This is a genomic window from Treponema primitia ZAS-2, assembly GCF_000214375.1.
Classification (GTDB): Bacteria; Spirochaetota; Spirochaetia; order Treponematales; family Breznakiellaceae; genus Termitinema; species Termitinema primitia.
The window spans coordinates 318,414-331,745 of sequence record NC_015578.1 but is presented as its reverse complement, the minus strand read 5'-3'; the positions used below and the strand labels follow the sequence as shown (position 1 = coordinate 331,745).

Annotated in this window: 13 protein-coding genes; 5 read left to right on the top strand and 8 right to left on the bottom strand. The window is 51.6% G+C overall.

All coding sequences use genetic code 11. The features are described from left to right. Positions 1 to 89 precede the first annotated feature (89 nt). Positions 90 to 1,151 carry a prolipoprotein diacylglyceryl transferase gene (gene lgt, locus TREPR_RS01440; protein ID WP_015706498.1) on the top strand — a complete coding sequence of 354 codons (1,062 nt, stop codon included), beginning with the start codon at positions 90 to 92 and terminating at the stop codon, positions 1,149 to 1,151. Positions 1,152 to 1,224: 73 nt separating this feature from the next. Here the strand turns inward: lgt and TREPR_RS17750 are convergent, their stop codons facing one another. From TREPR_RS17750 to thyX, 7 genes are all read right to left on the bottom strand, one after another. Then, a complete protein-coding gene (locus TREPR_RS17750; protein ID WP_015706497.1) occupies positions 1,225 to 3,501 on the bottom strand; it encodes a DUF5107 domain-containing protein in 2,277 nt (758 codons plus the stop codon). 2 nt (positions 3,502 to 3,503) lie between these two features. Continuing rightward, complete coding sequence (locus TREPR_RS01430; protein WP_015706496.1) at positions 3,504 to 4,355, bottom strand: carbohydrate ABC transporter permease; 852 nt, start codon at positions 4,353 to 4,355, stop codon at positions 3,504 to 3,506. 9 nt (positions 4,356 to 4,364) lie between these two features. Next, positions 4,365 to 5,276: a carbohydrate ABC transporter permease gene (locus TREPR_RS01425; protein ID WP_015706495.1), complete on the bottom strand. Its 912-nt coding sequence runs from the start codon at positions 5,274 to 5,276 to the stop codon at positions 4,365 to 4,367. Between the two features lie 72 nt (positions 5,277 to 5,348). Beyond that, positions 5,349 to 6,617 (bottom strand): ABC transporter substrate-binding protein, encoded by a 1,269-nt coding sequence (locus TREPR_RS01420; protein ID WP_015706494.1) that lies wholly within the window; start codon positions 6,615 to 6,617, stop codon positions 5,349 to 5,351. An 82-nt stretch (positions 6,618 to 6,699) separates the two neighbouring features. Next, positions 6,700 to 7,830 carry a phosphotransferase enzyme family protein gene (locus TREPR_RS01415; protein ID WP_015706492.1) on the bottom strand — a complete coding sequence of 377 codons (1,131 nt, stop codon included), beginning with the start codon at positions 7,828 to 7,830 and terminating at the stop codon, positions 6,700 to 6,702. Beyond that, positions 7,830 to 8,741 (bottom strand): nucleotidyltransferase family protein, encoded by a 912-nt coding sequence (locus TREPR_RS01410; protein ID WP_015706491.1) that lies wholly within the window; start codon positions 8,739 to 8,741, stop codon positions 7,830 to 7,832. Before TREPR_RS01410 ends, TREPR_RS01415 begins: the two co-directional genes overlap by 1 nt. A 21-nt stretch (positions 8,742 to 8,762) precedes the next feature. After that, positions 8,763 to 9,605: an FAD-dependent thymidylate synthase gene (gene thyX / locus TREPR_RS01405; protein WP_015706490.1), complete on the bottom strand. Its 843-nt coding sequence runs from the start codon at positions 9,603 to 9,605 to the stop codon at positions 8,763 to 8,765. A gap of 130 nt (positions 9,606 to 9,735) precedes the next feature. Between thyX and TREPR_RS01400 the strand changes: the two genes are divergently transcribed. Both TREPR_RS01400 and TREPR_RS18080 read left to right on the top strand, forming a co-directional pair. After that, complete coding sequence (locus TREPR_RS01400; RefSeq protein ID WP_015706489.1) at positions 9,736 to 9,927, top strand: hypothetical protein; 192 nt, start codon at positions 9,736 to 9,738, stop codon at positions 9,925 to 9,927. Beyond that, a complete protein-coding gene (locus tag TREPR_RS18080; RefSeq protein WP_015706488.1) occupies positions 9,924 to 10,097 on the top strand; it encodes a type II toxin-antitoxin system HicA family toxin in 174 nt (57 codons plus the stop codon). The genes TREPR_RS01400 and TREPR_RS18080 overlap by 4 nt, the downstream gene beginning before the upstream one ends. Positions 10,098 to 10,105: 8 nt before the next feature. Here the strand turns inward: TREPR_RS18080 and TREPR_RS17745 are convergent, their stop codons facing one another. Then, positions 10,106 to 10,441: a helix-turn-helix transcriptional regulator gene (locus tag TREPR_RS17745; RefSeq protein WP_201765754.1), complete on the bottom strand. Its 336-nt coding sequence runs from the start codon at positions 10,439 to 10,441 to the stop codon at positions 10,106 to 10,108. Between the two features lie 115 nt (positions 10,442 to 10,556). Between TREPR_RS17745 and TREPR_RS17740 the strand changes: the two genes are divergently transcribed. Both TREPR_RS17740 and TREPR_RS01385 read left to right on the top strand, forming a co-directional pair. Beyond that, complete coding sequence (locus tag TREPR_RS17740; protein ID WP_015706486.1) at positions 10,557 to 12,722, top strand: leucine-rich repeat protein; 2,166 nt, start codon at positions 10,557 to 10,559, stop codon at positions 12,720 to 12,722. After that, entirely contained in the window at positions 12,694 to 13,314 is a 621-nt protein-coding gene (locus TREPR_RS01385) for a hypothetical protein (protein WP_148257209.1), read from the top strand. The genes TREPR_RS17740 and TREPR_RS01385 overlap by 29 nt, the downstream gene beginning before the upstream one ends. Positions 13,315 to 13,332: the final 18 nt, after the last annotated feature.

Below are 13,332 nucleotides of genomic sequence, written 5' to 3'. Positions count from 1 at the left end.
GCGGAAGAGACTTCGGACATAATTGACTATTTTCCTATGACACTCTAAGGTATAGTAAGAAAATCCGGTATAAAGGAAAACCCTTGTTAATGAACCTAAACCCTTTGGCGGTACAATTTCCCCCCTGGCTCACCCCGGAAATAATCCCCGGTTTCCCCTTCCGTTGGTACGGCCTGATGTATATCGTAGCCTTTGGCATTGCCTTTCTGCTGTACCGCAAACAGGTGCGGGAGCGGAATTTTCCCATGAGCGAAGATGAGCTTTCGGGTATCTACTTCTGGGGTATCCTGGCCCTGCTCCTGGGGGCACGAATTTTTTCTACCATGGTGTATGAAACCCGGGACATTTACCGGCGCCAGCCCTGGTTGGTGTTCTGGCCCTTTCAGAACGGCCGCTTTACCGGGCTCCAAGGCATGAGTTACCATGGCGGGGTCATAGGGGGCGCCCTGGCGACAATCATCTACGCTGCAATAAAACGTTGGGACTTTCGGGAAATCATTGATATGCACGCCGCAAGTATTCCCCTAGGCTATACCTTTGGCCGCTTGGGTAATTTTATCAACGGCGAACTCTATGGCAGGGTGACCACCGGCCCCTTTGGGATGATCTTCCCCCACGCCCAGCTCCTTTCCGCCAAGGAAAGCTGGGTCAGGGAGGCGGCGGAAAAGACCGGCATTGCCATACCCAGCCAGACTGCGCTGCTGAACCTGCCCCGTTACCCCTCCCAGCTCTTTGAAGCCTTCTTTGAGGGGCTGATCCTCTGGGCGATCATCTGGATTTGGCGGAACCGTAAACCCTTTAAGGGCTTTTTAGTCAGCCTCTACCTGGGGGGCTACGGCATCTTCCGATTTTTCATCGAATACTTCCGGGAGCCTGATTCAGATCTAGGTTACCGCATTCAGTTTATCCCCACAACGCTCCCCACCGCCCAGGCCCACCCCGCCTTGAGTTTTTCTACCGGCCAGATTTTCTCGTTCTGCATGGTGGCCATCGCCGTTGCCTGGTTTTTTATTGCCCGCAAGCTTCCCGGCCACGAAGTGATCCGTATCTATCCGAATGTTCCCAAAACAGACAGTCCCAAGATTATTCCCCCTGAAGAGCGGGAAGAAGCCCGGAAAAACCGACGTAAAATGAGGAAACGGCTTCGATAAGAAAACAACGTCTTCCCAGGTGACAATGATTCTGTCAGCAGACCGATACTCCATCAGGAGACGACCATTAGGGTCAGGTAAACATCCTGAAATCTATTTCCATGGGTGGGGATAATTCCCCCAATGCAACCCTGCGCTTTATCTGCTCTTCTGCTTCCGCCGTGGAAAGATTTTCCCTTTCACCAAGCCGCCGGGCCTCCCGGCTTATCCATAAGTCTATCAGGGTTGTATTAGCTTCCCGTATATGAGCAGGTTCCCGGGAAAACAGTGTATCCAGCAGCGCATCATCCCTGCGGGCAAAGGCAAGCTTGGCCAAGGCGTCGGTCAGGGGGCCGGAATCTTCTGCCATAAATCGGGGTTCCCCGCCGGAAACCCAGGCGTCCAGCACAGCGGCGGCTTCCACATCCAGACCCTGTTCCATGAGCAGGGTCACGTATTCCTCCGCAAAGGAACGATCCAGACTGACCGCGTCCCCGCCGCCAAAACGGCTGAATATTTTCCGGTACTGATCCAAGGCTTCCGCAGGCTTATTCTCCCGCAGAAAAACTACCCCCAGGTTCCGGTAAGCCCAGGGGTTTTCAGCGCCTTTCAGCGATTCCTCCCAGCAGGCCCGTGCCCGTGCCGCATCCCCCCGTTCAAGGGCGATAACCCCCAGGTGATAGGGGGTCAGCCAGTCCCCTTCCCGCCCGGGGCTTTTCATTAAAAGCCTTTCCCAAGTTTCATCAACAACAAAACCCCCGGGGCCTTCTTCAACAGGCCGCATAGGCAAGGCGCCTTTGGTAATAAGTTCCAGCCAGGGCCGCTCATCTTCGCCTATGGACGCCCCGGGAAAACTCAAACCCCGTGGTATGCCCGGTACTGAATCCACCGCCCCGGAAAAACCCAGGCCTTGTGACATGCCCGGCGCAGATTCCACCGCCCCGGAAAAAACCAAACCCTGGGACATACACGGCGCTGAATCCGCCACCGTCCCACTCGCATGCCGAAGTTCCGTTTCCAGGGCGCCCCAACCGCTGCCCAAAGCAAGGCATGAGGATACCGGCGTTTCCCAACGCCGCCTCGCCGCTTCCAGGGCCTGTCCCAAATCCGCCCGGCTGATGCGGTCCGCAAGCTGTGCCCCGGAGTATGCCCCGGCGGCAGCGTAGTCTTTCTGGTGGGCCTCCGCCGGGTCCAGGTTCAGGGCTGTAAAACCCTGCACCCAGTCAACAACACTGTCCCCGGCAATCTCTGCCGTATGGAGCTGGGTCGGGGCAAGGCCGGCCTGAACTTCCAAGTACTCCTCACCCTTCAGGGAAAGAAAATCCTGCCAGCGCCGCCCGCCCGGGCCGCTGCCCCAGCAGAACATCTTCCGGTACAGCAGGGGCGCCGTGGAAGCCTCGGCATAGGCATAGCCATCTTCGTAAACCGCGATTTCCCAGGGATAAGCCTGATCCGCATTATTACTATTATCTTGAATTGTCCGATCGTTCTGAAAAAAATATTCGTTAGAATAGGTAAACCTTGCAGGATAACTGGTATCGGCTCCGGGCATGGTGGGCAGTTCAGGTAATTTTGCGCCCCCCATGGTCTTCATTTTTCCTGTGCCGGGAACAAAGTAAATCACCTCATCGGTGGCAGAGAGAACCCGTACTCCCGGTTTTTGTGGAACCGCAGCATTGGTCCACCAGTACAGGGGTTTCGTCACCGGGTCGGGGTTTTCAACACAGACCGCAGCGTAAAGCACCGGGACCTCATCGGCCAGGGTGAATTCAATGCGCCAGAAGAGCCGGGTCTGACGCTCAAATTCCCATATACGCAACACAGGCCCGGAGGAGGGAGCTCCACCCGTAGCGGCGGTCTCAAGCACCCCCGCAAAAACCGGGGCGCAGGTGTGTACCGAGTGTCCCAGGCGGCCTATATTCCATTCGATGCCCCCGGAAAACCAGGCATCCCGGATAGCAAGGTTTGCGGGCCGGAACACCGGGTTGCGGTAGAGTATGTCCCGCTTAGCGGTTTTATCGTACAGGGACCAGAGCCGGCCGCCCAGGGCGGGGATAAATTCGGCTTTGAGAAAATCGTTTTCCAACACCACCGATGGCAGCTCAAGGTCCTCCAGTTCCCGGTTGTAGCGATCCTGTCGGGTATAGGGGAGTATGCGGAACGCAGTTTCGCTGCCAAAGGTAGCGTGTTTGTCCTCAGGGAACCCAAAAGCCGCCGCCACGGGCAAATCTGGGGCAGGGTCCCGGAAAAGGGGCTGAGGATTCGCCAGAGCGCCTAGACCCGGGTCCGGGGGAAGCATCCCGGGAAGCAAGCCCCGGGGGCTCCCTTTGAGGAAAAGCCAGTCGGTGCGGACAGAAGTTTTACCCGGCATAATCAACCCTTGATAGCCCCGCTGGTAACCCCGGCAATAATTTTCTCAGAAAGGAAGATGTAGAGCAGGAATGTGGGCAGAAACACTATTACTACTGCGGCAAACATCCCCGCCCAATCCCCGGTGTAGCGCATGGACTGGATCATGGAATAAAGCCCCACTGCCACCGGGCGCAGATTTGTCTTATTGGCAAAGATCAGGGCCATAAAATATTCGTTCCATACGGTGATAAAGTTAAAGATCGTCACGGTTATTATGCCCGGCTGAGCTAGAGGCAGAATGATAACCCAGAAGGTCCTGATAGGCCCACAGCCGTCAATGGACGCAGCCTCTTCAAAGGAAAAGGAAATATTCTGAAAAAAGGCGATCATAAAAAAGACCGTGAAGGGCATATTGATACTGATATACAAGAATACCAGTAATCCCCGGGAATTGGTCAGGTTAAGCCGGGTAATCAGGGCAAACAGGGGCATGATGATCATGATAGCCGGAATCCCCAGTGCAGCAACAAAGGTGTTCTGAATAAGTTTATTGCCCTTAAACGCATAGCGGGCCAGAATATACGCCGCAGGAGCGGAAACCAGGATAACCCCAAAACAGGTGGTAAGGGTATAAATGATGGAATTCACAAAATAGACACCAACTTTGTGGGTGATAAGGGCTTTAATGTAATTTTCCGGGTGGAAGCCGTCACTGAATATCTTCCCCGCAAAGATCGCCTTGGTGGTGGAAAAAGAAGCAGCCACTATCCAGCCTATGATTACCACCGTAAAAAGGCACCATAGCACTACTACTGCATAACCGGGAATCAGGGTAGAGTCGGCTTTTCTGCCGGCTAAAGGTTTGTTTGACATACAGGCCTCCTAGAATTCCACATCATCATCCCTGATGAGTTTGGTCGCTGCCGCAAAAACCACTACTACCAACAGGGAGAGCAACACCCCCACGGCGGCGCCTATACCAACGTTCCTTTCAGTGACCACCATATTTGCCCCAAAGATCATCTGGTACATATACACCATAGGGGTAACAGTACCCGGCTCCGGGTTCAGGGGGGAGAAGATCATGGACCAGACAAAAAAGCCCACGGTGCTGATGGTCCAGAGCACAATATTTGTCCTGAGCACGTTTTTCATAAGGGGGATGGTGATCTTTACAAACTGCTTCCACCGGGAGGCCCCTTCAATCACCGCAACTTCATAATAGTCCACAGGTATTTTTTCTATCCCCGCCATAAAGATGAGCATAAAGTAGCCCACCATACCGAAGCAGTAGGCTACCAGGAGGGCGGCAAATATATAATCCGGCGATGTCAATTGGATCGCCGCAAGTTTTTCAAGTTTAAGAAAGCCAAAAACATTTTTCAAAAGGCCATAACGGGGGCTGTAGACATACTGCATCCACATGGTACCCATGGCAACCGCGGAAATAACGTTGGGTAGGTAAATAAATGCCCGGAAAAAAGCCTTGTACCGCACCCCGGAAGTGAGGATCACCGCAAAGAGCAGCCCCAGGGCAAACACTAAAAGGCCGCCGTAAAACCAAATCCCGGCGATGTTTTGCATGGAGCGCATAAAAAGTGTGCTTTTAAAAAGGGAAGCATAGTTCCCCAGGCCTGTAAAGCTCCACTTTGCCAGAGCGTCCGTGATGGCATCAACCTTAAAAAAGCTCATAAAGGCGGTTCGCAGGGTGGGGTACAGGAAAACCACCAAATAACAAAAAACTGCAGGGCCCAGAAAGATAATCTTCATCGGAAGGGTACTGTTTTTTCGCATAGTTCCTCTTCAGGGGATCAAAATCGGGGAACGGCGAACCGTCCCCCGATCCGTTTGCAATTATTAAACGTCCTATCTCTTCATAGTCGCCACAAACTGATCCGCAGTAATGGTACCGCCGAGCAGCCGGGTAAAGCTTTCCACAATAACCGGGAGTTTGTCTGTATTGGCCTGAATACCCCCAGCCCAGGGGTAACAGATCTTCAGGTTATTGAAAATAGCCTTGGCTTCCGCCAGCTGGACCGGCCAGTCGGTAGTACCCCCCACGGGAACCCCGTAGGAACGCTGGGCCAGTTCCTTGTCCCAGGCGCCGGTGGTCAGGTGGGCGATCAGGGCAAAGGCCGCTTCAGGGTTGGCGCTGTTTTTGTTAACCTGGAAGGCCTGAGCGCCGTAGTTGGCGGCGGTCCCGTCATCCACACCATTAGGTACCGAGGGGAAGGCAAAGGTGCCCCAGGGGAATTCCGGCCCAGTGGTTCCCATGATCTCGTTCACCAGCCAAGTCCCGTTGAGGTACATGGTCACGGTTCCTGCGGCCACATCCTGCTGACCCGCAGGCCACTTGTTGGCAGCAACGGTGTTGGAGACATACCCGGCCTTGGCGATAGCTTCAAAGGCCTTGGCCATTTGCAGTACCGCAGGATCATTCCAGAGAGCATTGGTGTTATCGTTCACCAGTTGTTCCACCCACTGGTAGCCCTTAGCACGGGCCAGGTAGTAGCCCGGCAGGGTATCCATGTAAGCGTCATCCATGGTCATGGGCACAAAACCTGCGGCCTTGAGTTTGCCCATGGCCACTATCAGTTCATCCCAGGTTTTCGGAGTCGAGGCAATTCCCGCCTTTTGGAAATGTTCTTTATTGTACATAAAGGCAAACACAAAGGGCTGATAGGGAATGGCGTAGACCGCACCGTCGGAAGCGTAGAACCGGGACAGATCGATCAGGGAACCCATCACCGCATCCTTATAAGCCTTGCCTTCCGTGGTGGGATAGGTTTTGTCCAGGTAGCTGTCCAGTTTCAAAGAGTAGCTGCCCCAGGTTTTGATGACCCGTTCCAGGTCTTCGTCCCAGATATCAATGGTCTGGTTATTGTCCAGAGCGGGTTGAAGGGTCTTCCGTATCTCCCGGCCGTTCCAGTTGATCTCCACCTTAATGGTGGGGTTCTTCTTTTCGAAGTCCCGAATCCCCTCTTCAATGGCCTGAGCCTGGGGTTCGGTTTGATTCCACATGGACCAGTACACCAGCTTTACCGTATCGGCGCTGTCGGCTTTCTTGGAACATCCGGTCAGTAAAAGAGCGGCCCCAATGACCGCCAGGGCTGCCCCTGCAAAAATTCGTTTCATAGCGTATTCCTCCTGCTATTCCTTTATACTAACGGAAAATTGGAAAATTTCCATATTCCGAAAAATATATCTGCAAAAATTTTCAGGAAGCTCCGGCGCTTCCTGAAAAGTCTAGCTTGTTAATAATCCTCTCTGCCTCACCCCACCGAGAATCCATGGACCGGATCAGGGCAATCTGATTACGGCAGCGATCCAGGTTATGCCCGGGCCGGTCGATATGGTAATACTGATCCCCCTCAAGGTAATCCGTAAGAAAACGCAGACCCATGATCTGGGTGATAGTCCGGCCCGATTCTGCAAGGAGCCCCCGTTCTTCGCCAGTGAGAAATTCTGCAGCCTCGGAAAGGTACCCTTCCATAAGAAACTTAAACAGTTCCGGATCAAAGACCACCCGGGAAAGATCCCGCTCATCCTCCTCCGCCCGGGTAGTTACGGTGCGGATCAGGTCCCCGGTATCAAAAAGGATGGTTCCGGGCATCACCGTATCCAGGTCCCCTACACAGAGGGCCTCGGAATCAACATCGTCGATAAGAATATTGTTCAGTTTAGTATCGTTGTGACAGATCCGCTCAGGAATACTGCCGTCCCTAAGCGCCCGGATCAGGATACATCCCCGGTCCTCATTTTCACGCATAAAGGCGATTTCTTCCGGGATCTCTCCGGCCCGGTTCGCAGTATCCCTGGCAAGAGCTTCGTAAAAGCGGCGGTACCGATATTCCATGTTATGAAAATCAGGGATAGCTTCGTGAAGCCGCTCCCCTCCAAGGTCCGCCAACTGCTTCTGGAAATGCCCAATGCTTTTTCCCAGAAAAGCCGCTTCCCCGGGGGAGGAAACCACTTCCTGGCTGTGGGTACCTTCGATAAAAAGGTAGGTCCGCCACCAGCCCCCTTCAGCATCCCGTACCCAGGGCTTTCCGTCCCGGCCGGGAACCAGGGTCAGGGTCCGCCGGCTCCAGCCCGGGGCGCCCCGCAGTTTTTCTGTGATGTGGGCGGTGACCCGCTGTATGTTTTCCATTACCTCATGGGGGCGGAGAAACACCTTTTCGTTTATCCGCTGGTGCAGATACCGCACCGGTACCCCCGCCTGATTCCACCGGGACCTGAAAGTAGCGTTAATGTGCCCCGAACCAAAGGGCTCGGCAGACTCAAATTCGCCGTAGATGGCGAATTTATCCAGGAGCCCAGTAAGGAGCGAAAGCCGATCCCCAGCCATTACACTCCCCAGAGCGATTCCGGGTAGACCCCTTGTGTAACCAGTTGGGCGATGCGGTTCACCGCGGATTCACGGTCCTCTTTATAGGTTACCCCGAACCATTCAGAGTTCGCCTTGAGGACCCGGATTTTCAGATGCTTGTTCTTGATAAACCAATCCGCTGCCAGGGGCAGGTAACATTCACTCTTAGGCTCGGCCCCGGAGCTTTTCAGGAAATCGTCAAAGTAGTTTTGCAGTTTGGGGAAGATGCTCACCGGAAAACCCCAGAAATTCATGGACACCGGAGTATCCGCCGCCAGAGGCTGTTTCTTCCCGTCAGCGCCGGTGTTGAAAATTGCGCCGTCCTTTTTTTCGATAGACTTCAGTTCATCCACCGACCCAAGATAGCCGTTGACCACCTCGCAGACCCCCCGGGTTACGGTGCCCTGAGGGCTGAGGGTCATTTCCAACCGGTAGGGCACGATGGCCCCGTCAGTGATATTGGGGTCCGCCAGGTATTTTCCGATGACGTCAAAGGCTTCTTTACCATAAAAATCGTCGGCGTTAAGCACCGTGAAGGGGGCGTCGATCTTATCCCGGGCACAGAGCAGGGCGTGGGCGGTACCCCAGGGCTTGGTCCGGCCGGCCTTCCGGCTTGCCTCCAGCACATCCGAGGGGATGATGCTGTCCAGTTCCTGGAAAGCCAGCTCACATTCAATGCCCTTGATCCGGCTGAGGACAATTTCCCGGAAGTCCTTTTCGATATCGTGGCGAATAATAAACACCACCTTGGTAAAGCCCGCCCGTTTGGCGTCAAATACCGAATAGTCCAGGAGCACTTCCCCGCTTTTGCCAATCTTGTCCATTTGCTTGAGCCCGCCGTAACGGCTGCCCATGCCCGCAGCTAATACCACTAAAATTGGTCCTTTCATCTTACGCTCCTTATTTATTTTTTATGAATGATTTTCTCCGGAACGGAGTTTTTCCTCAAAGCGCTCTAAAGCTTTCCCGGTCAGGCCGCTTTCCCCGCCCTGTCCAAGCCGCTTCTTCAGCTCCGCAAATTCCTCTTTTGAGAAATTCATCCCTCCCAAGAGGTGTTTTTCAAAGGACTCGCAACACCGGGGAACCACTTTTTTGGTTATTTCCAGCAGGGTTTGGGCATAAAGGCGGATTTCCTTCTGGGCATGAGCCCCCAGGCGCAGTTCCAGGAAGTGAAACAGGTTATGGAGGTCAATATTCCAGTAAATTTCGGTATACAGGGACAGGGGCAGGTTGATCCGGGCAATTTCCCGGGCAATTCCCTGATCGATCAGGGAAGTATACTCGGTGTAGGCATGTTTTTGCCCTTCACCCAGGAAAGACCGCACCCGTTCCACCTTCGCCGGCTCAATAACCGTTTCCGCCCGGCCCTGTTTGTTGTCCGTACTCTGGAGCGCCACATCCTCCGGCCCAGGCACGTAAAAATCGTCCTTCATCACCGAATAACGGCCGGAAATCTCGTTGAGCCGGGCCATACGGTGGCGTATCCATTGCCGGGCGATAAAAATGGGCATCTTTACATGGAAGGTAAGGGAAATCTGTTCAAAGGGACTGGTATGCCGGTTCCGCAGCAGGTAGTCGATGAGCCCCGCATCCTCCCGGTAACTTTTCGTCCCCTCCCCGTAGGAAACCCGGGCGGACTGCACCACCCGCTCGTCCCCCCCCATATAATCCACCAGGCGGATAAATCCCTTGTCCAAAACGGGAAATTCCTTGTCCAGAATAGCTTCCGCTTCCGGTACTACACAATGAGCCATACTTCCTCCGAAAATTGAGTATCATCCATAGTATAATTGGAATGGGGCGGGAAAGAAAGGGTCCCGGTGCTAATCGATGATCTTGTAATCAAGCCCATGACATATTAAAATAACCATGGAGGATACAAAGGTGGAACTGGGTTATACCTATTATCAGTACGAAGCTTGGTTTATAGGCCATCTTAATGATTATCCGGATTATCAGACTCAAGGGCAAACCCTTGAAGAATTGGAAGAAATGCTGAAATCACTGTATGATGATATAAAATCCAATACTATTCCGTACATACGACATCCAGGAAAAATTAAAGTAACCGCATGAAAAGGGCCGATCTCATCAAAAAGATCAGTAAACTTGGAGCGGTTCTTGAACGGCATGGGGCGAATCACGATTGGTATGTCAACCATAAAACAGGCGCCGTGCAGGCAGTTCCCCGGCATAACGAGATTAAAGAGCCCTTGGCTAAGGCAATTATAAAAGTCTTTTCATAAAATTTGATTTACGGTTTCAATGTCTCGTCAATATCGTCGCTAATTGCCGTCAGAAGCTGCGTTTTAAGGACCCGCCTAACCCGATCCGGCAAATTTGCCAGAAAGTCCCTGGTTTCCCGGTTTTCGTCCGGCTCTTCCCCGGTTTCATCCTTAAACAGGCGGTAGGGTTTCACTTTCAGAACTGCGGCGATCCTTTCTATTAATTCTATCGAAGGAAATCTCCGGCCCATCTCGATCTGCCCTATATGATTGGCGGAAGCATCGCATCGTTTGGCAAGTGCCTCCTGGGACAGGCCCTCCTCTTTTCTGAATTTTTTCAGGTTTACCACAAAAAGCCCTTTCAAAGCCATACCTACTATCTATTAGTCAAAAATCATTATTGACTACTTGGCATTATGTCATGTGTTTTGTATATAAATTTATGACTATTTGGCAAAAATTTATATATGGAGGCATACTATGAAAAAGTTGATTATCCTTGCACTGCTTTTATCCGCCGCTTTTACCCTCTACGCTGGGGGCGGTAAAGAGAAACCAGCACAGCAGGCCGCCCCAGACTCAACTCCCGCCGCCGTACAGCCCGGAAACAGAACACAGCAAGCAGCCTCGGCCCCCACCCCTGCACAGCCAGCAAACGGAACCCAGCAGGCCACCCCGCTTCCGGATGCAAGCCCCGTTCCACCGCCGCCCCCTGTACCCCAAAACCCCTACTATGACGGGGATGGCAGCAAGGGGACCAGCCTTGCCATATTGATTCCCGAAGGGAAGAACCTCTCCGTCGCCGAGGCATACCTGCCCACCCTGGTACAGGGCGTTTTTGTAGGGGATTTAAGCAAATTTTCCGCCATATCCGTACTGGACCGGCAAAGCCTGGAAAAGGTGCTTACGGAAACCGAAAGCGGTATCTATAAGAGCGCAGAAGATTATTCCCACATTGGGGAAATCGCCAATGTGGGCTATGTCCTGACCGGGGCGCTGACAAAAACGGCCTCAGGTTTTGCATTGCAGGTACAGATAACCGATACCGCAAGCGCCGTAACAAAGGCGTCCTATTCCGGCGCCTGTACAGCCGGAGAACTGGACAATTTCACGGGCATAAAAAAAGCCTCCCTGGACCTGCTTACCCAAATGGGGGTTGCGCTTACCGCGAAAGGCAGGGAAGAACTTACCGGAGCCGGCGCCCAACAGGCCATTAATGGTGAAACCGCCCTTGCCAAAGGTATTACCGCCCAAAAGAGCGGGACGGTGGTGGAGACCCTGGCTTATTACTTTCAGGCAGCCTCCATTGATCCTTCTTTGTCCGAAGCGGTAAGCCGGGCATCGGTGATGTCTGCGGATATCTCCAGCGGCAATATCGGAGAGAATACCCGGAACGATATTGCATGGCGCAGGGCATGGCTTACGCGTTTAACGGAAACGGAAAATTATTTAAGAAATTATGTAAAAACTCCCGCCGTTCCCTATGACTTGGTATACTCCACGGATTTGCAGACTGGCGCCGTCAATTATGCCAATGAAACTGTCCCCATTAGTTTTGAAATAGAGCTGCTTCCCGCTTCTACTGTATGGCTTGATACCATGGAAAAATTGGTAAACACTATAAAAGTAGGTTTAGAGGCTACCGGCAAAACCGGAGATTGGGGCTTGTCGGACTGGCCGGTTAAAACAGTAACCCAGGGCGCAGATTTTTTTACAAAACGGCATAGCGCCTTTACCATTGTTGCAGAACTGGTGAATGAAAAGGGGATTAGCCTAGGCAGAGAGAGTATCATTTTGCCGTATGGATGGTTCTTTGATGTAAAGCTTGAGGAAGGAAAAAGATGGGAGAAGAAACGGTTAATAAACCCCTTGACAATAATACCAGAGCCGATTGTTACAAATTTAGTACTCTTCCCGGCAGTCAAGGCTGATTTAATTACCGACAAATTAACCATGAAAATGGTCAGTGTGGACGGCATTGCCGCTGAAACAGCAGGCAGAGATGGTCATATCATGATTACCACCAAAGAAGAATATCTCCAGTTACCCCGGGGTAATTTCTTGACGGAAGCGAGGACAGCACGGAATAAGTTATTTGGATTTGAAAGAGGAAAAATAACAAGATACTCCAGTCCTTTAGAAGACATTGCTATACCGTCAAGCATTGATGGTATACCCGTTACTTCTATTAGTTGGAATGAGTTAAACTTGAGAGAGGTGACCAGTATCGCCATACCCAATAGCATTACCGCTATTGGGTATAACCTATATGGAAGCGGCGCATTAAACGGCGGAAAATTGACCAGTGTTATTATTCCTAATAGTATTACCTCTATTGAAAATAATGCATTTGCCAATAATAAATTAACCGATGTCATTATTCCTAATGGCATTACTTCTATTGAAGGCGGTGCATTTTCTAGAAATCAATTAACCAGCATTACCATCTCCAATAGCGTTACATCTATTGGTGCCGTAGCATTTGCCGGAAATCTATTGACAACCGTGACTATAGGAGGCGGTGTTAAACTCGATACTAATCTTGCATATAACAACTCAATTTCCGGATTTGATGGTTTTTATGAGAGGCAGGGTAAACGTGCAGGGACTTACACGTATGATGGCAAGAATTGGACTCGGCGATAAAAATACAGGGGGGGGCAACTGTTATACGAAATCAACGTATATTTACTGCGCTGAAAAACTCAGAAATATCAGGAGGAAAACCATGATAAAATGGGCATACATATTAATTGGCGATGACTATACAGGAAAAACTACATTCCAAAAGGAGCTAATACGGTTTGTTGCCTTTAACAGATATCAACATCTTGATTGTAATCTGACATTTGATATCCGTATACGCATTGGCAATAATAATATCAAGACAATCTCGCTGATGAACCGGAGTTTCCAGGAAAAAGAGTATCAATCCGTACCTGACTTTTTCAGTTCCCATTTTAAAGAAGCGGATGCCTGTATTTTATCCTCCCATTTAGTTCAACCCGATATTGAACAAATGATCGGGGAGTTGAAGAAGCGGTTCTATAATGTTTGCGGCGTATTTTTTGAGAATTCCGTAAATGCCAATAAACCTGCCAACGAAGTAATAGCGCTTCTTGACTGGGACGAAAAATACTGGATTGAAAATCCAATAACCGGGGATGAAAAAAGCTGGCGTGATATAATACAAAACGGGGCAATGGAGTTCGGGAACCACCTCCTGTGCAAAATATAAAACCCCCTGATGAGGACA